We start from the raw sequence: 20,126 nt of genomic DNA on the forward strand, positions 1-20,126 counted from the left end.
CTGAGGATGTCCGGGAAGAAAGGGGTACGGCAGCTTTCCCTGTTTGAGGTCGCCATTATCATTGCGCTGGGCTCAGCAGCCGGAGATCCGATGTTCAACAAAGAATCTTCCATTCTCACTTCCGTAGTGGTATTTGCGGCCATTATCATCCTCTACCGGCTGATTACTTTATGGGCGAGCAAAAGCGAAAAGTTCGAAAGGATTATTGAAGGCGATCCGCTGTATGTAATTGAAAACGGAGAATTCATATTATTGGATAACCTCAGCCATACTTTTGCCAAAGATGAATTTTTTGCCGAGATGCGGCAGGTCAGCATTGAGCATCTCGGCCAGATCAAAACCGCTATCCTGGAAACCAACGGAAAGATCAGTTTTTATTATTTTGAGGATAAAGACGTAAGATACGGTTTGCCGATACAGCCTAAAGTCTATGAAAAAAAATCGGAGCAGGTTCCGGAGGCCGGTATGTATGCCTGTACGTATTGCGGCCATACGGAAGAACTGCAACAGGGAATATCCCATTGTCCCAACTGCAAAAGAAAGGAATGGGTGGAGGCCCTGAACACAAAAAGGCTGACGTAATCCTGATCGTTACTCCGGCAGCACCGGCGGTGCCATTCTGCGGTTTTTCGTATTTAATGTTCCCAGAAAAGCTTCCAGCTGGGCAATTTCCTCATCGGAAAGATCCAGCAGCCGCATCATTCCGGACTTCTCTGAATTCAATGCAGTGCCTTTATATAAAGTTGAAGGATGGCCAGGCTTTTCAGGATTTCCCTTGCTGTAAAACTGGATGACTTCTGTGAGGGTTGTAAACAATCCGTTATGCATCCAGGGGCCGGTACGGTTGACTTCACGTAATGAAGGCACCCGGAATTTTCCGGCATCTTCCGGCTTTTGAGTGACGATAAATCTTCCCAGGTCTTCCTGCTCCGATCCTAAAAGCGAGGTCCCGATATTTTCAAAACGGTGATTGGAAAAGTACCCCGAATTATGGCAGTTGATGCATTGTGCCTTGGTACGGAACAGATGCAGGCCCATCACTTCATTATCCGTAAAAGCATCGGCTTTTCCGTCAATAAACTGATCAAACTTACTGGGTGGACTCACGATGGTCCGTTCAAATGCAGCCAGAGCCTTTGAAATGTTATCTTTCGTAACCTTTTTACTGCCGAATGCTTTTTGAAATAAGACTTCGTATCCTTTGATCTTTGCAATTTTTCCTGCCGCGATATCGATATGCCCGCTCATTTCCCGCGCATCCTGTATGGGCATCTGCGACTGGTTTTCCAGCGAAGCGGCACGGCCGTCCCAGAACAGCGTACCTGCATACGCCGAATTCAGTATCGTCATGGCATTCCGGGTTCCGAGCTGGCGGTTGTGGCCGAAAGAAAAAGTACGGCCGTCTCCCCATGCCAGTTCCGGATCATGGCAAGAAGCACAGGCAATCTGGTCAGACGCGGAAAGCCGCGGATCAAAAAAAAGCGTTTTTCCCAGCACGACTTTCTCTTCGGAATAAGGATTATCCTCCGGGAATTGTAGTTCCGGCAAATGTCCGATTTCTGAAAAGTAAGGCTCCGCTTCGGCATCCAGCATGGGCTTCGGCCATGTTGCCGGATCACCGGAAGCGTATAATTTCCGGAGCCGGGCAATAAAGTCCGCTCTTTCGCGGATTTCCCTGTTTACCGTATTGCCCAGGCAGTTCTGTAAGAAGGAAATCGATAAAAAAGCGAGCAACATCCAGCTCAGCACAGTTTTCATAAAGATAATGTTTGAACAAAATTAGGATTATTGCCGGTAAAAACAATATTCCCTTTCAGGAATTCTAAGCGTACCATCCTGACAGAACCCCTGGTACATACCACTTCCCTGCCTTTAAGAAAAACAAAATGCCTTTATTTGGAACGATTAACGGAGAACGGGCAAGCCTGATGTTAAAATCAGCATATTTTTTGTTGGCTTTACAGTACACCTAATCTTCCGGTCATGAAAATAGCAACCTATAATGTAAACGGCATCAATGCCAGGCTTCCGGTACTGCTCCGGTGGCTTGAAGAGGCACAGCCGGATGTGGTCTGCCTGCAGGAACTGAAGGCTCCTCAGGAAAAATTCCCCATCGAAGAAATTCACAGGGCAGGCTATAAGGCGGTCTGGCATGGACAGAAAAGCTGGAACGGCGTGGCTATCCTTTCGCGGGAACATGAAATTACCGAGGTGCAGCGATCGCTGCCGGGAGATGCCGATGATGTACAGAGCCGGTACCTTGAAGCGATCATCGACCAGAAAGTCATCTGCTGCCTGTACCTGCCGAATGGCAATCCTTATCCCGGACCTAAATTCGACTATAAGCTTTCATGGCTGAAACGGTTTAGGAAAAGAACGGATGAACTGATTGAAATGGATCTTCCTGCTGTACTTATAGGCGATTTTAATATCATTCCCACTCCTTCGGATGCATACAGGCCTGAGCGTTGGGACAATGATGCATTGTACAGGCCTGAGGTGCGTGAAGCATTCCGTGAACTTCTGGAGAAAGGCTGGCTGGATTCCGTCAGAACACTTTATCCTGAAGAAAAAGTGTACACCTTCTGGGACTACCTGTATAAATCCTATTCGAGAAATGCAGGGCTGAGAATCGATCATATTTTAATAAGTCCTTACCTGACCGGTTACCTGAAAGGCGGTGGCGTCGATAAGCACGTCCGCGGCTGGGAGAAAAGCAGCGACCATGCACCGGTATGGATTCAGCTTGAATAATCAGATCATCTGTTCCCTACCCCATAACGGTAAAATATACCATAACCGGATTCAAATCTAACATACTGACCGGTTTAGTCGTCATAACTTTGCATTTTTATATCACCACACAATCATTTTTATATGAAAACTGAAATTAAAACCTTACTTGTTCCTGTAGATTTTACAGAAAAATCAAATAATGCCGTTACCATGGCGGTCCATATGGCCGGAAGGCATGAAGCCCGGATCATCCTCTTCCACCATTTCAGCAATTATTATATTATTGACAGGACGGGCAAGCAGGCCGTAGGTACCGATACCGTTCAGGAAAACTTTGCCCTGGCCGAAAAAGGACTCAGGGAGATGAAACATTCTGCAGAAAAACAGAATCCTCTCCTTAAGGTGGACAGCGTCATCGGCAACAGCACCATGATAGACAGCCTGAACGAATGTATTGTTTCGGAAAACGTAGACCTGGTGGTAGCAGGAACTTCGGGCAAGCAGAGAATCAGGGAATTTTTCCTGGGCTCAGCTTCCTATGAGATCCTCACCGGGGCACACTGCTCGGTGCTGCTGGTGCCGGAAAACTGCCATACCTACGACTTTGAAAAGATTCTTGTCCCGGTACGCGTAACAGAGCATCTGCATGATAAAATGGTGCTTTCGCAAACCATTGCCCGGAAGAACAATGCCAAAATCAGTCTGCTGGGAGTCTGTAAAGAAGAAGACGCGGACCGCATCAAGGCAGCTTATGACGCGTTATGGGAAACGCTGTCCAAAGGGATCATCGAATACTCAACCTCGTTTCTGTTGACAAAAGACAAAGCCCTGCAGATTTCAAGGTTTTCAAAGATAGACCATGCCGATATCATCATCCTGAATTATCATGATGAGAATAACTGGAAGTCGCTGTTTTCAGAAAATTTTTTCAAACAGGTCATCAATCTAACCGATATCCCCCTGTTTTTCATGAAAGATACGGCAGGTATCAAAAACACAATTGCCGGAGAAAATAAGGTTAACAACAATGCAGGATTTGATATTACCCTGCCCAATCCGGGATAATGATAAAACAAAATATGATAACACTTGATATTTACACTGAAAAGAACACCCTACATGATGATGAGAAAAATGAAGTGGCAAGCTTTCTCTTCCGCCACCTGGAACAATACGGAGATCCTCAGCACGATATCCTGGAAGCCATCAATTATTCAATGGGCGAGCAGGATAAACCCGGCGGTTTGCTGATCACCGCAAGAAATCCGGCCGGGAAAACCGTAGGAGCCGTTGTGGTCAACAGGACCGGTATGAGCGGCTATATCCCGGAATATATCCTTGTCTATATTGCTACTGATAAAGCGATGCGTGGACAGGGAACAGGCAGATTGCTGATGCAGAAAGCCATCGATTCCGCAGATGGCGATATCGCACTCCACTGCGAACCGGAGAATCCGGCAAGGCATCTGTATGAGAAGCTGGGATTCAGCAGCAAATACATAGAAATGCGGTTAAAAAAATAAGATGTCGTACATTACTTTAGATAAAGAAAAACTGATCCATAATTACCGCTTCCTCAACGCCCTGTTTAAAGAACATTCCATTGAATGGGCCGTCGTGGCCAAACTTCTCTGCGGAAATGAGCTGTTCCTGGAATGCCTCCTGGAAATTACCGACCGGGATGTCTGCGATTCACGGCTGAGCAATCTGAAAAAGATCAAAAAAATTGCTCCGGCTACCCGCACCATCTACATCAAGCCTCCGGCTAAGAGACTTGCAGCAAGTATTGTGAAGTATGCAGATGTAAGCTTCAATTCTGAGCTGGATACGATAAAGGCCCTTTCTGAACAGGCGGTACAGCAGCAAAAGCTCCATCAGATCGTCATTATGGTGGAAATGGGCGAACTGCGGGAAGGCGTGATGTCAGATAATCTGAAAAAGCTTTACGGAAAAATCATCCGGCTTCCGGCTATTGAAGTGGCCGGCATCGGGATGAACCTGAATTGCCTGAATGGTATTTTGCCCGACCGGGAGAAGCTGTCTCAGCTCATATCCCACACAAAAGACCTTGAACACAGTTATCACCGGCCCATTCCTACAATTACCGCCGGATCATCGGTAACCGTTCCGCTGCTTTTTTCGGGGGAAGTTCCTCATGAAATCAATCATTTCAGGATCGGGGAAACCCTTTTCTTCGGTACGGATGTCTTCCATGACCGGAACATCAGCGGCATGTACCAGGACGTGTTCAAAGTGACCGCAGAAATACTGGAGATTACTGAAAAACCTATGGTCCCGAACGGCCTGTCCGGTACCAACCTTACCGGAGAACGCCCGGTATTTGATGAAAACAACCGGAACAAAACCTCTGTAAGGGCTATCGTTGATCTCGGACTGCTGGATATAGACCCCTCCGATATTTTTCCGCTGCAGGAAGGCCTGGAGATCATAGGAGCAAGCTCCGACATGATGATCCTGAATATCGGTGAGGGCAGCCCGGATCTGAAAGTCGGAGACACCCTCGATTTCGGAATGAATTATATGGCGGTGCTCAGGACAATGAACTCCGAATATGTAGATAAAAAGGTGGAGCATGCCTCCGTTACCGGGATGAATATCCCGGAACCCTGCCATTGGCCTGCAGTGCCGGCCTGACCACTCCACCCTACCGTAGCTTTTCTGCGGTATTTTTCTATCTTTATACGCAGACTCTAAAACTCTATCTTGGATCACAAAATAAAAACCCTTCATCTCCAGCACCTTAACAGGTCCCATCACCTCCGTAATGAAATGATGATCCAGCCTGTTGCAGAATTTTTTAACAAGAACAGCCCGCATCATCAATATAAGAACCGGTTTTATGCCGTCTTCCTTTTCAGAAACGGCTGCGGTTCCCTGAGTATCGATAACCAGGAATTCCGGATCTGTGCAGACCGTTTCTTTTTTATCAATTACCACCAGATCTACCATTTCCGGGAAGTTTCCGCAGAGGGTTTCGTATGCATGTTCACCAAATCATTCTACAACCATGTGTATACCGGCAACCGGCTGATCAGGAGCGACAGCATTCTCACCAATGTCCCTCCTTATTCCGATATGGAAGGATCCGGCGGGAAAGACCTGTGGCAACGATTCAGGCTGCTGCAGCGGGAGTTCTCCAAAAACCACCCGCTTTCCAGGGAGATCCTCTGCCTCGAACTGAAAATTCTGATCCTTCAGTATCTTCGGAGTGCAGGCGCCATTGAAGCGCCGGGCCGGGCTGTCCATCATAAAAAACAGCTGGCTGAGCAGTTTTCAGAACTTGTAGACAAGCATTATAAAGAATTCAGGACTACCGCTCCTTATGCAAAGATGCTTAACATTACCCCGAATTACCTTAATGCCTTAACCAAGGCATACTCAGGTTTTACAGCAGGGCAGCTGATCAAAAACAGGGTAATCCTTGAAGCGGAGCGTCTTCTGATGCATACCGCCGCTTCCGTTTCTGAAATCTCCTATGAGCTGGGCTTTCATGACAATTCCCATTTCGGTACCTATTTTAAATCGGCAAAAGGAATTTCACCGCAACGGTACAGGACGGAAAAATCCCGGCCCGATATTTTCTGATCTTCCTACTGACCCAAAAAAGATCAAGCCTTCTGTTACCGATATGAAAAAACTACTGACTGCATTTGCCACAGGAATCTCCGGAGCCGTTGCCCTCATCCTGATTTCAGGATACGGATATATTTTTAAGGCTATTGCCATGAATCTGAAAAGAGGGCCGCTGACACCTTCCATAGATGACGAAGAAAAATTCCCTTCCCGGCCTATTCCTAATTCCCGGCCGGCCCCATGGAAAAAAAGCAGCGCCTGCAATGCCGTCCGCCTTCCGGAAGACGTTCTCAAAGAACTCAGAAAAACAAGGGCATCCTCTTTGGTGGTCATCCGGAATAACGAACTGGTTTTTGAGCAATACTGGAAAGATCATGATCCCTCTTCCCTGATGAATTCCTTTTCCATGGCCAAAGGTATCCTTTCGGTACTTACGGGCTGTGCCATTGATGACGGCTACCTGGAATCCGAAGACCAGCTGATCTCATCCGTTTTCCCCAGGTACAAGGACAGTACTTACGGAAAATTTCTGACTTTCCGGCACCTGATGACGATGCAGGCCGGGCTCGACTGGAAAGAAGAATACCACCATCCGTTTGCCGAAAACTCAAAACAATATTTTATTGATGACCTGGCATCCCAGGTTTTTGATATCGAAGTGAATAAAATGCCGGGACAGCAGTACGAATACCAGAGTGCCGCTGCCCAGCTGCTGGGCCTCGCTCTCAGGAAAGTTACGGGCAGAAGCCTCGCAGAATACCTTTCGGAAAAACTGTGGAAGCCTCTCGGAGCGGAATTTCCTGCCAGATGGAGTACCGACGAGAAAGGGGTGGAAAAAGCGTTCTGCTGCATCCATGCCACCGCACGGGATTTCGCAAAACTGGGACAATTGATTATGCAAAATGGTAAATGGAACGGGAGACAGCTCATCAGCGAGGAGTTTTGTAAAAGACTGCTGGCCCCTACTTCCGTAAATGATGCTTTCTGCTATACCGTGTGGGCTGATGATGAAAGTGAAGTACAGTACCGCTTTTTCTACGGATTCCTGGGCCAGTTCATCATTATGATTCCTGAACGGGACATGGTTGTGGTAAAAACCGGCTTCTACAACCGGCTTGATGTCGATAAGAAGCAAAGGCCGCTCCAGGTAAAGCTGATGGCAGAAAAGCTCGCAGCAATCTTCTGACGGCAGAATGCCTATGTTGAGGCGATATAAACCCTTCTTCTAATGCCTGCCAAAAATAATTGCTTCACGCTTTTCTCCGTATTCTGAAATATTCACCTATCTTTGCAATATATTGCTTACCTGCTGATATTCAAAATCATTCAGAACATTTTTTATCAGGAAATCTTCCGTGCAGCAGTACCGTGCAGCAGAAGAGTGTCGGCGGTTCCCATGGATCCGGTCTGTAGATCCTTTTCCATGGACAGAGACAAAGCAGCGGATAAAAAGAGGCATAACAGGAGCGTAAGCAAGCAACACAACCAGCCTGCCGGCAATACAGCAACAGGGTATTGCAGCACGCAAAATAATTAATATTCATTGTAATACATGCATAGATTTTTTTCAGATTCAGACAGCGATACCCTTCTTGAGATCCTCAGACAGTCAGGTGATGCCACTGCTATTTATACAGGTCCTGAATTCCGGATTCAGTTTGTAAATGATGCCATGCTGACCATCTGGGGAAAAGACCGGTCCGTTCACGGCCTTACCTTTAGAGAAGCACTTCCTGAAATGGACGGCCAGCCGTTCTCCGATATCCTGAATGAGGTCTTGAATACGGGAAAAATATTCGAAGCCAGGGATATGGCTGCCACCCTGAAGATCAGCGGAACCCTGGTTACTTCTTATTTTGATTTTATCTTCAAGCCTATCTTAAATGCAGCAGGTGAAGTCTTCAGCATCCTCCATACGGCAGTGAATGTTACCGAGCGGATGCATGCCTGGAAACTCGTCCGGGAAAAAGAAGACCGCGAGCAGCAGATCAATGAGGAGCTTATGGCTGCCAATGAAGAATACCATGTAACCAATGAAGAACTGAATGAAACCAATAACCGACTGATCAAAAGCATCAACCAGAAAAAGGAACTGGAAGAAATATTAAGGAGCAGCGAAAAAAGGATGCAGGACATCCTGGAAACAATGGCGGAAGGAATGGGCATTACCGATATAAAAGGACAGATGGTCTATGCCAATCCTATGGCGCAGCAGATCCTGGGGCTTTGCGAAAGCGATATCAAGGACAGGACCTTTGATGATCCGCGGTGGCAGAACCTCAGGCTGGACGGAACCCCTTTACCTTCCGAAGAGCACCCCATGTCCATTATGAAAAGGACCGGCAAACCTGTTTATGATCATGAAATCGGGGTCCAGCCACCGGACAGGGATGTTTTTTATATCTCCATCAATGCCGCCCCTATCTTTAATAAAGACGGCCATTTTGCCGGCGGTATCGCCACCTTTACAGACGTAACGGCCAGGCGGATGATCCTGCAGGGCAAAGATGATTTCATCAGCATTGCAAGCCATGAGCTGAAAACCCCTGTTACCGCACTGAAGGCCTCGCTTCAGCTTTTGCAGCGCTCCCACCATAAATTGCCGGACGAAGCCCGTACCAAGCTTTTAACCCAGGCGATGAAGAGCCTGGAAAAACTCTCACAGCTGATCGCCGACCTTCTGGATACCAGCAGGATGGAACAGGGATATGTAAAGCCGGAGAAAAAAGCATTTACTTTTCGTCAGCTGCTTGAAGACTGCTGTTCAGACCTCATTCAGCAGGCGGATGCATCTATTGTCTTTGAAGGTGATGTTTTAAAAACCATTGAGGCGGATCCGCAGCAGATCGGGCAGGTCATCATTAATTTTGTGACCAATGCCATCAAATATGCACCGGGTTCAGGAATTATCATCAATGCGGAAACAACTGAATATAATGAGTTAAAAATAAGCGTGATCGATCAGGGCCCCGGTATTCCCCAGGACAAACTCGCCCACCTTTTCAAACGGTATTACCGTACGGATTACCGGGGACAGAAGTTTACCGGGCTGGGACTGGGACTGTACATCAGCGCGGAAATCATCAAGAACCACGGCGGGCAGATCGGTGTGGAAAGTGAGATTTCAAAAGGAAGCAGATTTTGGTTCACATTACCGCTTTAGCACGTCATCACCTCACCTGCAGTCAGAATTTGGTGGATGAAAGCAGCAGTCATAAAATCAGTACCCTCATGAGATCGCCTGTCTCTCCATCCTGATCTTATCCAGTTCCAGCTTAAAGCAGCCCAGGATAAATTCACTGTAATAAAGCTGGGCCTTCAGCGGCAGCGTACGTGAATGGAGATCCAGTTTTTCAGAAAGAATGATCTTCCCATGACGGGAGATGGAAAAAAACGCATAGAGCTTGTGTTGCGATTCCTTTACGGCAGCAGCATATCCGGTAACGGCAATTGACCAGTCGGTTCTGAACTTTGCCGCTACCTGCAGAGCCATTTCTTCAGCAATATTGGGAGATACTCCATGGCAATAGGAAGCTTCATCCTGATCGATATTAAAAAAATCCAGTTCGCCGTTGATTTCCTGTTCAGTAATTCCTCCTTTGAAAAAACGCGAGGCGTCTTTTACCTGCGAAAATGAAAACTGTAAAAACCCTGATGTTACAGTCTCCGCAACAGATACCGTCTCATGAACAGCAGCCAGCTCCTCACCTATGAATTCCAGCAGATTCTGTAATTCCACCAGAAAATGGATAAATGATTTTGCATTGAGCTGCTCAATGGTCAATTCAATTTTTGAAGGTTTTAAAATCATAGGAGATAATTTTGCTAAGCCATTTTTTCTTCTGAGAAATTCCCGGCTCTCTATCCAACATCCTGAAAGACACTTAACAAGAGAGAAATTCAACAGTAGATCAGTCCTATCTAAAATTACGCCATTATGATGAAAAAAAATATTTTGTGGTATGGTTTATCGTATTCCTGCCAGTACATATCCGATAATCAGCGCCATGATGGCCACAATAATTATTTTGATATAACCGGTTTTGTTTGCTTCCGATTTTTGCTGCAGCCTGGCATTTTCATGGGCAGCGGTTTCAAGGGCAGCTTTTAAAACGGCTGTTTTTTCATTTACTGCCGCCTGTATGTTCTTTTCATACAGGGCAGCCAGCTCTTTTTTTGCCGCTTCTGATTCATCCTGGTACTGTTTCTGCTGAGCGGAAAAGTTTTTATAAAGGTCCTGCAACTGCTCTGAGGCGTCTTTCTGCAGCTTCTTGAATTCTTCATTTCTTCCGGCCAGCTGCCCGGTTAAGGTCTCCACCTGCTTACCGTAGGTTTCTGTCATCTGCCCTTTCAGCTTTTCCATCTCTTCATTACGGACTTTCAGCTGATCATTGAAAGTCCTGGTCTGCTGTTCCATCTGCTCTTTAAAGGTTTTCTGGGCTTCGGTAAATTCTTCATTCTTCTTCCTCAGTTGCTGGGTAAGTGTAGTCACCTGCTCGGCAAACTGTCCGGAAACATCTTTTTTCACCTCTTCAATGAGCAGGGCCCGGGAATTTGATTTTTCCTCAGAAAGTTTACTGATCACCGCGTGAAGGCCGGCGCCGTAATCATGCGGAAGGTGGAACCTTCTGTCCGCCAGTTTATCTAACAGGGTCTCATCTACCGTGTGCCCCAGCGCAGTGATGGTAATACAGGGGAGATCAATGAATTTTTCCGCCAGGGAAAGGTTGTTGAAAACGTCAAAGCTCTGGCGGTCGCCGCCCCCCCGGACCAGGGCAATAATATCGTATCCGGCGGGCAGAATCCGTTGCAGCAGTTCAGAAACGGAAGTAGCCGAGGTAATATTACAGGTGAATTCATCAATTTCAAATTCCCTGGAGGAAACATCAATTCCTTCATAGAAATCTTTATGGACGATGGCCTGATGGCCATAGATGTTGGCGACTTTCACTTTTTCAGACCTCAGCACCTTGTTTCTGACAAAGGTTTCAAGATCGCGCGAACCTTTTTCCAGTTTTTTCTGAATCAGTTCATAACGTTTCAGATCTTCTTCGGAAACCGATTTTTCTTCCTGGGCAATAATTTCATCCACTACAAAAACGAGCTCAATACTTGAATTCTTAATCCGTTTTTCTATAAATCCGCGCAGGGTATAGATTTCGTTGTTTACGATCCTGCTCCTGAGCAGCCCGGGCATTTTGACACCGATGGACGTACTATCACTTTCAGAATACAGCAGGTCATAATAATAGTTGACGTATGCTTTTCCGCCGCCGTAGGAATACCGCCCTTTCAGGTAAATAAGATTAACGGTGGCATTCAGTTTTAAAGCATTGTTGAACAGTCCGATAACGGCTGCCGGTGAATAAATGGAATACGTAAGTTCGCTGCCCTGCATAATGAATAATCTGACGGATGAAACGGAAGTTCTTCACAAAGATAAGGCTCATGAGGAAATAAAAACCCGATAAAGCAATATTTTATATTCTATAAGGTAATATTTCATTTATAATAGACTGAAAGAATACGCTGAATTTCCTGGATTTCCCACCGTTCAGATCCCTTGTAAAATGTTCATTCTCCTCCCGGCCGACCGGTCAGTACAAATATCTTCCTGGGATTACTTCAGTAAAAAATTTTGCTGTTGTGGATTTTCACCAGATTCTGGGCTTCCATTTTTTTGATGGTCCGGATCACGGTTTCTACCCTGAGCCCGGCAAGCGTCGCCAGCTGGGAACGGGTGTACTGTACTTCAAAGCTGAACTTCGTATCAAAACCAAAATACCCTTTAATATGGTCCAGCAGTTTCTGAAGTTTGATCAGCGGATCCGTGATAGAAAGAAATGTGGAAATCAGATACCTGAAATGCAGCCGGTCTGCCGTATACCGGCTCACTTTCAGCATAAAATCGGGTTCGGTACGGATGAGTTTCATGAAAATTTCCTTTTCCAGCCTGATGATTTCACAGGCTGTTACAGCAACGGCATTGATACCGTACAGATTCTCGGTAAACAGGTAACTTTCGCCTATGCAATGCCCTTTGAAAGGAAAACCATGTACGAATTCTTTCCCGTCTTCCATAAAATTATTCAGTTTTACAGTTCCGGAAAGAATCTGCAGATAATTTTTTGCTGCAGTCCCTTCATGAAAAATATAATCCCCTGCACTATATGTCTGTATTTTAGCTCCATGAGAAAACAATATATCCTCAGATATCACCATTGTATGTTATTAAGATGCTAAAATTAATAAAACCCTGAAAATCTGACAATTTTATAAATACCACATCTGATGAAAAGCCCGTTAAAAACAATAATTCCTGAAAAAGGATGGTTAATAAGATAATATTTCTTTTCAGGATTCTCTGAAAATACTTACTGCATGGTGGACAGATTCCGTTTGCAACAACAATTCTTTCACTGTTGGCTTATCTGATAAGCTCTGTCAGTATATGGCGGCTGTAAATTTTTACTATACCCTGCCTCTTCCGAAAATGCCGGATATTTTGTAAATGAGGGATAAAATCCGGTATGAAGATGTACAGTTACCATTCCCGGAGAAGACCGTGCGGCAGATTTTTTAATTCGAATTGAAATACGGCATCACTTCATCCCGTGCTATGCGTATACAGGTCAGGGCATGATCTATGATTTCTTCAGTAACAAATACATTTACCGGATAGACCTTAAGGGCATAGACCACGGCATTACTGTCATCACAATTTGTATAGGCAGCAGGTCTGAATCCTTTGGTAAGGCTCAGATAAGGAGTAAAGAGCCCGTTGATTTTTCTACCTTCCCTGAACCATTGCCATAAGAGTTCACCGATAGATTCTGTGAGCTTATTGTGGCGGGTAAGCGCATCCTGGTAGGCAGCATCGCAAAGTTCGTGCTCAAATTGAGAAGATGCACAGGTATCCGGGGGATAAATCCTCAGCAGCACTACACTGCCGTTATCGGCGCGGTTGGCACAAACCATATCCGTGTATGCATCCATTTTCTGCAGCAAATAGCACTTATTTTCCAGCCCGCGTGCCAGGACAGCCCTGATGCCTTCCGAACCCATATATCTGAGGGTGGCCCAGCCAGCCATAGATCCCGATGCCGATCTTGAGACTTCAAGCGTATAATTGTGAGGGTTATAATCACCGCGTTCCTGCAGGTAGGCTGCCTCTTTACGTCTGAGCAGCTGTTCAAATTCTTCGGCATCCCGATACACAAACATACTGCTTGCCAGGGGTGCAAAGCTTTTATGGAAATCTACTCCGAAGGCATCGGCATAACGGATCTCCTCAACAGCCCTGAGGTTTTTGCCAGCCGCTTCCAGTACAGATGCTGAAAGACCCATAGGATTATTTATAAAATCATAATCCCTAAAGGCCATCCAGGCCCAGCCGATTACCGCATCACAATACAATAATGTTTTCCCGTATTCAGGACTGTTGGGATACTGATCCAACAGTTCCCTGACTTTTTTAACAGGATCGAAGGCGCAGGCATCGGTGGTGGCCATCGTACAGATGACAGAAACCACAGGAATATTGCGGGCGGTGCATGTTTTAAGGATTTCTTCAAGATGATCCGGGTCCATCATGTTGGAGTCCGGAAGGGTTCTGACCGTGATGATATGATCCATTCCCAACCCCGTCCAGTCTGTGCTGTTGAGCATGGCATAATGTGCCTGTTCGGAACAGATGATCTTTGCATCCGTACGGATCCCTTTGTTCCTGGAATCCGGAAGCACCCGGCTTAGTGCATATTTCAGCTGGTACATCCAGCATCCTGACCCTCCGTAGGTGTACAGGCCCCCTGCCTTCCGTGCATCCCATCCGGCAAGATCTGCCAGGATGGCTGCGGATTCCAGTTCTGCTTTGGCTGTATTCCAGGCATATTCCGCTTCCAGGATATTCGGAGAAAAGACCTGGGTAAGCATAGATGCAATGATGGCCGCCGTATTTTCCTGAGGACAGATGTTGCTCATATTCAGAGGATGGCCCCAGTTAGGCAATCCTTCAAACATGGCAGTGACCTCACCGATCACCTCATCCAGCGGTTTCCCTCTGTCCTGCAGTTTTGCCTGGTGAAAAGAATCCCTGGTAAGAGCAAGGCTGGCATCATGACCAAGAAAAGCGGCGCTGTTTGCCTGGGAAGGCTTAAGATGATTGATTTGCTGTACGGCTCCGGCAATAGCGGTAGCCAAAGCATCATTATTCCCGTTTGTGAAAGGCGAAGCAAAAAGATGTTCTGCACTGAAACCTGAAACCTCTGCTACGGATACGCCGGCTCCGCTTTCCTCATTTTTTATCATAATTTACAGATCGGCATTCACAGAATAACCGATGGGCTTGAATGAATAATTATTTGACATTTCCGCAGAACAGGCCGTCATTCCTACGATCAGGTCCATTTTGGCTTCAATAACAATATGGTCTCCGGCACCGCTTTTGGGAGGCAGGACGCTTATCTTGCCGCTTTCCCCGTCAACGGCAACATGCATGAAAACATTAAAGCAGATCGGGATTTCATCAGGAGTGATACCATACGGCTCAAGTGCCTCGCATAAATTTCCGAAACAACCTCTGTGCGGATGGGTATCGCCATAAATGATTCTGAAAGTATCGGCGCTGCACGGAGTCAGCAGAAAATCATGACGGCCTACGGTATCTTCCACGATTTCGAACATGATATTGCTGCGGTTGGAATAAAAGGGATTTCCCTTGGTCAGGAAAATGGTTTCTGCATAATCAATGGTCCTTCCTGACGAAAGATATTCTTTGGGATCATGTTCATTGAAGCAGATAAAATCGGAGACCTGTTCTCCTTGGATATCGGTTATGGTAAGTCGTTCTCCTTTTTTCAGGATAAAGGCAGCTCCGCTGCGTGGGGGTATGGTGTTCATCGGTTGATTGCTTTAAAAGGGCATTGCCAGTTACTATCATATTGCATGCCACTGTACTGGTATACTTCTGATGCAGCACCGAAATCCTGCAGCATCGGATTGATTGATCCGCTGAGGGCCACATCCCTTTTACGGACAATATTTTTCATCTTATCGTAACGTTTCAGCGTACGGAGCTCCTCAAACTGGGCGTGCGGGTTGAATACAAGTGTAGGATACTTGAACCGGCGGGCTTCACGGCTGCTGTCAGGATTCAGTCCGATGACAAAAAAAGCTTCCTCCTTCAGGCTGAAACTGAACTGATCGGAATGAGGATCCGGACTTACCCGCTGATCATATGGGTATTGTGCGGAATCAAGATCAGACAACGCCTGCAGGCGCATCCAGAGAAAACGTTCGAACATGGTTTCATTAAGCCCTTCGGATTCCGGAAAAATAACGCATGCTGTATGAAAATGGTTTTCAGCGCTTCTGTATTCTTCAACAAAGCCATAAATAAACTCCAGGATTTCCCGGTCATCTTTCGGACAGGCGATATGACCTGCTACGAACAGTTTCATCTGGTCTCTGCTCAAAGCAGCTTTCGCGGCCACACATGGAAATGAGGCGTCGTCTACAAATGCTCTGAAAGCATCTTCCGCGATCAGTACCTGATCGGGATTTTGTCTGTTTGTGATTGGTGTCATATTGACTTTACTTCACAAAGTTTATGCCATGCAGGATATCTGATGGGTGGCATCCCATTAAAATATATCAAATAATTAATTGAAATTCAAATATTTAAAGCACTTACAGTTACCGGCACATGTGGTACATAAAGCAAAACAGCATTTATTATCTGAATCATAACCTACAGGAATTCATTTGCTATTTTTAGATTTAGGCTAAACATAAAACTTTATCATCTTTTAAAAAATATTTCTTATTGTATCCTCAGGCGGCAGTCAGTCTTTCCGGCCCGTGAGAAGCACCTGAAAACAAAAAGCCGGGGATCCGCTGAAAAACATTGAAATAATCAAGGGAAGATCCTTTTTGCCTGATGAAAGCAATGGAAGCCCTGAATGACACGGCCAGGCCCGAAGTTTCCGTTTACGGATTCTGCAGCAGGGAAAAAAGAGAACATTTATGCAGGAGCCGGAAGCTTTCGGAATACATGAGGAGAGCCGTTCAAATGGAAGTATGTATCCCCTTTTGATTTGCACAAGTATGCATTTGCCATTTTCTTCTGCATATTACGTGATACTTACTGCAGGTTTACAAATATTCTTTATATCTTTGTATGCTGTTCCGGCTGTGTAAGGTTGCAGCGGGAGCAGATTGATCGCCAATAATCCGGAAATATTAAAGTGATGCATAAGAAGAAGATATTGATTTTCGATGACGACCATGCTCTTTTGGATGTCCTGAGCATTGTCTTTTCCGAGGATGGTTACGAAGTGGAAATTTCGGAAACCTGTCATGATATTATTGAAAGGGTCTCCAAGTTCAGTCCGGACCTGATCCTTATGGATAATTACATCCCTGAGATCGGCGGAACCGAAGCCATAAAGCTTCTGCGTACTTACGATCAGTTCAACCACATCCCTGTTATTTTCATCAGCGCCAGCAGTAATATCGTAGCTCTGAAAAACGCCTCAAAGGCAGATGATTTCCTGCGTAAGCCTTTCGATCTTTATGAACTGGAGAAGCTGATTGCCAAATACCTCAGTGATTCCTATGTAAAGAACAGCAGCATCCGATAAGCCGGATATATGACTTGCGGTACCACGGATAGGCGGTCGGCCTTTCTGCTTCTATGGTTTATAAAAATCATCCGCAGAACCTGTCTGCGAAAGAGATGCCGGCCATCTCCGGCGTGTGCCCGGATATGCGGAACAACTACCCTGTCAGACGCTTTATCTTACTACGTTTTTATTTCAGGGATAAGGTAATGCCCGATCGGCAATCTCATGCTCTCAAATCTTTTTTACTGCATGATGCTGTTGTCTTGAAAATCAGCCATTCTTGTGAATGCTTAAAAAATTCAGCTTTTTTTACGGTCTTATTTTTAAAATATAAATTACCGGAAAATTGATGAAACCGTTTAAACACAGGCTTCATCTTAATATTTTGGTAAAGCAGATATAATTTTTAGCCGGAAAAAACCCGGATTGGTGTAATTCTTGATTGGCAAAGGGATGAGAAAAATCTTTTTGGTAGAAGATAATGAAGATATTAGAGAAATTCTGGAGCTTTTTCTTGTTTCCGAGAACTATGACGTAAAATCATTTGCTACCGTAGGCGAATTTTCAGAAAGGGATATCCACGTTACACCCGATCTTTATCTGTTTGACGTAATGCTTCCTGACGGTTCAGGAATCGATCTTTGCAGGCAGGTAAAGCAGGATAAAGAAAATAACGGCATTCCGGTCATCATTATGAGCGCCCATGCTCATCTTGTGCAGATGGAAAACATGTGCCAGCCTGATGATTTTATTGCAAAACCGTTTGATATAGACAATGTCCTTACAAGGATCCAGAATATTATTCACTGATGTATTACACTACAAAAATCGCAGTTTAGCACACAGCTTCATTTCGGTAACAGGCTTTTTACGGCCTCAGTGAAGTAGTCACTTCTTTTTTCGGCGCATTTGATCCTATCCCGGATGTTGTTTGTCACCTGAATTCTATGATGACAGACTATCCGATGCGCTGATGATCCCCCTTCTACCTGTTCATTTTCAATTTTTATTGCTGATTCCTGTTTCAATGGCAGAAATTTTGATACCTCAATTATCTTTATTGAATATTGAATCAAAAGGACCGATGACTCATTATGCTCAAAAAATAAACGGAAAATGCGAGATGGCTGATGCCATCAGGGAATTTCCGTGGCAAAATACAAGCCTGGGAGACAGCTCCGGATGGGACGATCATTTCATCGCCCATGTCAATATGATACTTGCCTGTCCGTTTCCGATGATCATCTGGTGGGGAAATGAAAATATACAGGTGTACAATGACGCCTGCAAAAAACTTATCAGTTCCCGGTACGGCAACCGGCATCCTGCTGCACTTGGTGCCAGGGCACAGGACTGCTGGCCTGAAGCCTGGGAAACCATACAAAAAAAATTAGCCCTACTGGAAACTGACCCGCACGGCGTTTTTGAGGAAGATAAGCCAATCCCCCTTTACAACAACGGTTTCCTGGAGGAAATGTACTGGACCTTCAGTTACAGCAGGCTGCAGAATTCTGAAGGCCATGATTCGGGAACCCTTGTCATATTCAAAGAAACAACAGCGGCAAACAGGGAACTCCGGCGCGAGAGGGAAGAAAAAAGCTTCCTGCTGACCCTGGCGGATAAACTGCGTAAGCTTCCGGGAACAGAAGAGATTGAGCATTCCGCAGCCTGTGAAATCATGGAGTACTTTCAGGCTGATGAGGCTGGCTTTGCAGAGCTGGATATTGAATCCGGATCAGTAAGTATCCGCGTAGAAGTTTCAAAACAAAAAAAAGACGCTCCGGCCGGTGAACAGCATTTTCTCTCCGGCATCATCAAAGAATCAAAACTGCCTTTTCAGGAGCCCTGCATCTCCGGAAGATATACCGTCTTCTGCGTACTGGTTTCGGAAACTCCAACGAAGAACTGCTTTTTTTTCATCTGTCATGAAAAAAAGTTAATGTGGGACGATCACCGGCGCTCGGCACTCGCTGAAGCCGTCCGGAAAACCGGAGAAATAGCTTCGGCAGCAGCAATACAGCAGCAGACGGCAGTCTCTGAATACCGTTACCGTGCCCTGTTCGAAAGCATTGATGACGCTTTTATGGTGATTGATTTTATTTACGATACAGAAGGAAAGCCCGTTAATTATACTTTTATCAATACCAATCCTGCATTCGAGACCCAGAGCGGACTTAAAGATGTGGTGGGAAAAACCATTCTGGAAATTATGCCCGGTATTGAGGATGCGTGGATCCGGACGTATGGTGCCGTATCCATCCAAGGCAAGCCTATCCAGTTTGAACAATATAACGAAGGAACCCAAAGATACTACGAAGTATTTGCGTCGCCTGTAAAGGAATGCCCCGGTCAGGTGGTGGTGGTTTTCCGGGATATTACGGATAAGAAACGGGAAATTGAAATGAAAAATAATTTCCTGAGTCTTACCAGTCATGAACTGAAAACTCCGTTAACTTCCATTTATACCTACTTTCAGCTGGCCCAGCGGATGAACAATGCCCGAAAATATGAAAAGGCTTCCCTGTTAATGGAAAAGGCAGGAAACCATCTGGTAAAAATGACGTCTATCATTAACAGCTTTCTGGAGCTTTCCAGGCTGGAAGGATCTTCGGCATCGCTTCATGAAGATGCCTTTGATATTGCAGCTCTTGCAGAGACATGCGTTAAAGAAGCCGGTCTGCAGTACAGCAATCATCATTTTGCCATTCATACGGATGGCCCCGCCTTTATTTCCGGTGATCAGGAAAAACTGGCACAGGTCATTCAGCACCTTATCTCAAACGCCGTTAAATATTCTGAAAGGAATACGGTGATCTCCGTATCCTGCAGAATATCCGGAGATGAAGTAAAAACCAGTATTGAAGATCAGGGAATAGGGATTGATGAGACTGCCCGTGAACATATTTTCAAGAAATTCTTCAGGGTAAACAATAACCCGGTCACCGGAGTTTCCGGCTTTGGGCTCGGACTTTACCTGAGCAATGAAATCCTGAAACTTCACCGTACCAAACTTATGGTAAACAGTATGGTAAACAGAGGTTCCGTTTTCCATTTCAGCCTTCCGGCTGTCAAAGGCCGTCCGGACTTATCATGATATTGAATCTGAACAACTGACAAGATTACACTTATCAGCGTGATAGATATTTTTTACAGCCCAACTAATAAACCGGAAAA

Annotated in this window: 18 protein-coding genes; 11 read left to right on the forward strand and 7 right to left on the reverse strand. The window is 45.5% G+C overall.

Translation table 11 applies throughout. The features are described from left to right. The coding region (locus QZ735_RS05555; protein ID WP_294245339.1) for a YetF domain-containing protein at positions 1–582 on the forward strand (582 nt) is incomplete at its 5' end. Between the two features lie 9 nt (positions 583–591). Here the strand turns inward: QZ735_RS05555 and QZ735_RS05560 are convergent. Further along, a complete protein-coding gene (locus tag QZ735_RS05560) occupies positions 592–1,758 on the reverse strand; it encodes a cytochrome c peroxidase (protein ID WP_294245342.1) in 1,167 nt (388 codons plus the stop codon). A 225-nt stretch (positions 1,759–1,983) separates the two neighbouring features. Between QZ735_RS05560 and xth the strand changes: the two genes are divergently transcribed. The 7 genes from xth (at position 1,984) to QZ735_RS05595 (ending at position 9,493) form a co-directional block, all read left to right on the forward strand. Further along, positions 1,984–2,754, forward strand: coding sequence for an exodeoxyribonuclease III (xth, locus tag QZ735_RS05565; protein WP_294245346.1), 771 nt, complete (start codon positions 1,984–1,986; stop codon positions 2,752–2,754). 123 nt (positions 2,755–2,877) lie between these two features. Further along, positions 2,878–3,801, forward strand: a complete 924-nt coding sequence (locus tag QZ735_RS05570; RefSeq protein WP_294245349.1) for a universal stress protein — start codon at positions 2,878–2,880, stop codon at positions 3,799–3,801. A gap of 14 nt (positions 3,802–3,815) precedes the next feature. Next, on the forward strand, positions 3,816–4,259 hold the full coding sequence (locus QZ735_RS05575; protein WP_294245353.1) for a GNAT family N-acetyltransferase: 444 nt from the start codon (positions 3,816–3,818) through the stop codon (positions 4,257–4,259). A gap of 1 nt (position 4,260) precedes the next feature. Further along, positions 4,261–5,391 (forward strand): alanine/ornithine racemase family PLP-dependent enzyme, encoded by a 1,131-nt coding sequence (locus QZ735_RS05580; RefSeq protein ID WP_294245358.1) that lies wholly within the window; start codon positions 4,261–4,263, stop codon positions 5,389–5,391. 69 nt (positions 5,392–5,460) lie between these two features. After that, complete coding sequence (locus QZ735_RS05585) at positions 5,461–6,342, forward strand: helix-turn-helix transcriptional regulator (protein WP_294245361.1); 882 nt, start codon at positions 5,461–5,463, stop codon at positions 6,340–6,342. Between the two features lie 43 nt (positions 6,343–6,385). Then, complete coding sequence (locus QZ735_RS05590; protein ID WP_294245365.1) at positions 6,386–7,516, forward strand: serine hydrolase; 1,131 nt, start codon at positions 6,386–6,388, stop codon at positions 7,514–7,516. A 366-nt stretch (positions 7,517–7,882) separates the two neighbouring features. Then, a complete protein-coding gene (locus QZ735_RS05595) occupies positions 7,883–9,493 on the forward strand; it encodes an ATP-binding protein (protein WP_294245368.1) in 1,611 nt (536 codons plus the stop codon). A 66-nt stretch (positions 9,494–9,559) separates the two neighbouring features. On the opposite strand, the gene QZ735_RS05600 is transcribed toward QZ735_RS05595, so the two are convergent. The 6 genes from QZ735_RS05600 to gntA all read right to left on the reverse strand — a co-directional run bounded on the left by QZ735_RS05600 (position 9,560) and on the right by gntA (position 15,914). Continuing rightward, a complete protein-coding gene (locus QZ735_RS05600) occupies positions 9,560–10,141 on the reverse strand; it encodes a CinA family protein (protein WP_294245371.1) in 582 nt (193 codons plus the stop codon). A gap of 156 nt (positions 10,142–10,297) precedes the next feature. Beyond that, positions 10,298–11,728, reverse strand: coding sequence for an exodeoxyribonuclease VII large subunit (locus QZ735_RS05605; protein ID WP_294245374.1), 1,431 nt, complete (start codon positions 11,726–11,728; stop codon positions 10,298–10,300). Between the two features lie 227 nt (positions 11,729–11,955). Further along, complete coding sequence (locus QZ735_RS05610) at positions 11,956–12,552, reverse strand: Crp/Fnr family transcriptional regulator (RefSeq protein ID WP_294245377.1); 597 nt, start codon at positions 12,550–12,552, stop codon at positions 11,956–11,958. A gap of 357 nt (positions 12,553–12,909) precedes the next feature. Next, positions 12,910–14,637, reverse strand: a complete 1,728-nt coding sequence (locus tag QZ735_RS05615; RefSeq protein ID WP_294245381.1) for a pyridoxal-dependent decarboxylase — start codon at positions 14,635–14,637, stop codon at positions 12,910–12,912. A 3-nt stretch (positions 14,638–14,640) separates the two neighbouring features. Next, complete coding sequence (locus QZ735_RS05620; RefSeq protein WP_294245384.1) at positions 14,641–15,228, reverse strand: urea carboxylase-associated family protein; 588 nt, start codon at positions 15,226–15,228, stop codon at positions 14,641–14,643. Continuing rightward, on the reverse strand, positions 15,225–15,914 hold the full coding sequence (gene gntA, locus QZ735_RS05625; protein ID WP_294245386.1) for a guanitoxin biosynthesis heme-dependent pre-guanitoxin N-hydroxylase GntA: 690 nt from the start codon (positions 15,912–15,914) through the stop codon (positions 15,225–15,227). Before gntA ends, QZ735_RS05620 begins: the two co-directional genes overlap by 4 nt. 663 nt (positions 15,915–16,577) lie before the next feature. Between gntA and QZ735_RS05630 the strand changes: the two genes are divergently transcribed. From QZ735_RS05630 to QZ735_RS05640, 3 genes are all read left to right on the forward strand, one after another. Then, a complete protein-coding gene (locus QZ735_RS05630; protein WP_294245389.1) occupies positions 16,578–16,970 on the forward strand; it encodes a response regulator in 393 nt (130 codons plus the stop codon). A gap of 435 nt (positions 16,971–17,405) precedes the next feature. Then, complete coding sequence (locus QZ735_RS05635) at positions 17,406–17,762, forward strand: response regulator (RefSeq protein WP_294245393.1); 357 nt, start codon at positions 17,406–17,408, stop codon at positions 17,760–17,762. A gap of 274 nt (positions 17,763–18,036) precedes the next feature. Then, positions 18,037–20,046: a cell wall metabolism sensor histidine kinase WalK gene (locus QZ735_RS05640; RefSeq protein WP_294245395.1), complete on the forward strand. Its 2,010-nt coding sequence runs from the start codon at positions 18,037–18,039 to the stop codon at positions 20,044–20,046. Positions 20,047–20,126: the final 80 nt, after the last annotated feature.

It is taken from the genome of uncultured Chryseobacterium sp. (assembly GCF_913776365.1).
Taxonomy (GTDB): Bacteria; Bacteroidota; Bacteroidia; order Flavobacteriales; family Weeksellaceae; genus Chryseobacterium.

Bases quoted from the DNA above. Each gene is read 5' to 3' on its own strand.
- QZ735_RS05560 (WP_294245342.1), bottom strand. From the start codon at position 1,758: ATGAAAACTGTGCTGAGCTGGATGTTGCTCGCTTTTTTATCGATTTCC.
- xth (WP_294245346.1), top strand. From the start codon at position 1,984: ATGAAAATAGCAACCTATAATGTAAACGGCATCAATGCCAGGCTTCCG.
- QZ735_RS05570 (WP_294245349.1), top strand. From the start codon at position 2,878: ATGAAAACTGAAATTAAAACCTTACTTGTTCCTGTAGATTTTACAGAA.
- QZ735_RS05575 (WP_294245353.1), top strand. From the start codon at position 3,816: ATGATAACACTTGATATTTACACTGAAAAGAACACCCTACATGATGAT.
- QZ735_RS05580 (WP_294245358.1), top strand. From the start codon at position 4,261: ATGTCGTACATTACTTTAGATAAAGAAAAACTGATCCATAATTACCGC.
- QZ735_RS05590 (WP_294245365.1), top strand. From the start codon at position 6,386: ATGAAAAAACTACTGACTGCATTTGCCACAGGAATCTCCGGAGCCGTT.
- QZ735_RS05595 (WP_294245368.1), top strand. From the start codon at position 7,883: ATGCATAGATTTTTTTCAGATTCAGACAGCGATACCCTTCTTGAGATC.
- QZ735_RS05600 (WP_294245371.1), bottom strand. From the start codon at position 10,141: ATGATTTTAAAACCTTCAAAAATTGAATTGACCATTGAGCAGCTCAAT.
- QZ735_RS05605 (WP_294245374.1), bottom strand. From the start codon at position 11,728: ATGCAGGGCAGCGAACTTACGTATTCCATTTATTCACCGGCAGCCGTT.
- QZ735_RS05610 (WP_294245377.1), bottom strand. From the start codon at position 12,552: ATGGTGATATCTGAGGATATATTGTTTTCTCATGGAGCTAAAATACAG.
- QZ735_RS05615 (WP_294245381.1), bottom strand. From the start codon at position 14,637: ATGATAAAAAATGAGGAAAGCGGAGCCGGCGTATCCGTAGCAGAGGTT.
- QZ735_RS05620 (WP_294245384.1), bottom strand. From the start codon at position 15,228: ATGAACACCATACCCCCACGCAGCGGAGCTGCCTTTATCCTGAAAAAA.
- gntA (WP_294245386.1), bottom strand. From the start codon at position 15,914: ATGACACCAATCACAAACAGACAAAATCCCGATCAGGTACTGATCGCG.
- QZ735_RS05630 (WP_294245389.1), top strand. From the start codon at position 16,578: ATGCATAAGAAGAAGATATTGATTTTCGATGACGACCATGCTCTTTTG.
- QZ735_RS05635 (WP_294245393.1), top strand. From the start codon at position 17,406: ATGAGAAAAATCTTTTTGGTAGAAGATAATGAAGATATTAGAGAAATT.
- QZ735_RS05640 (WP_294245395.1), top strand. From the start codon at position 18,037: ATGACTCATTATGCTCAAAAAATAAACGGAAAATGCGAGATGGCTGAT.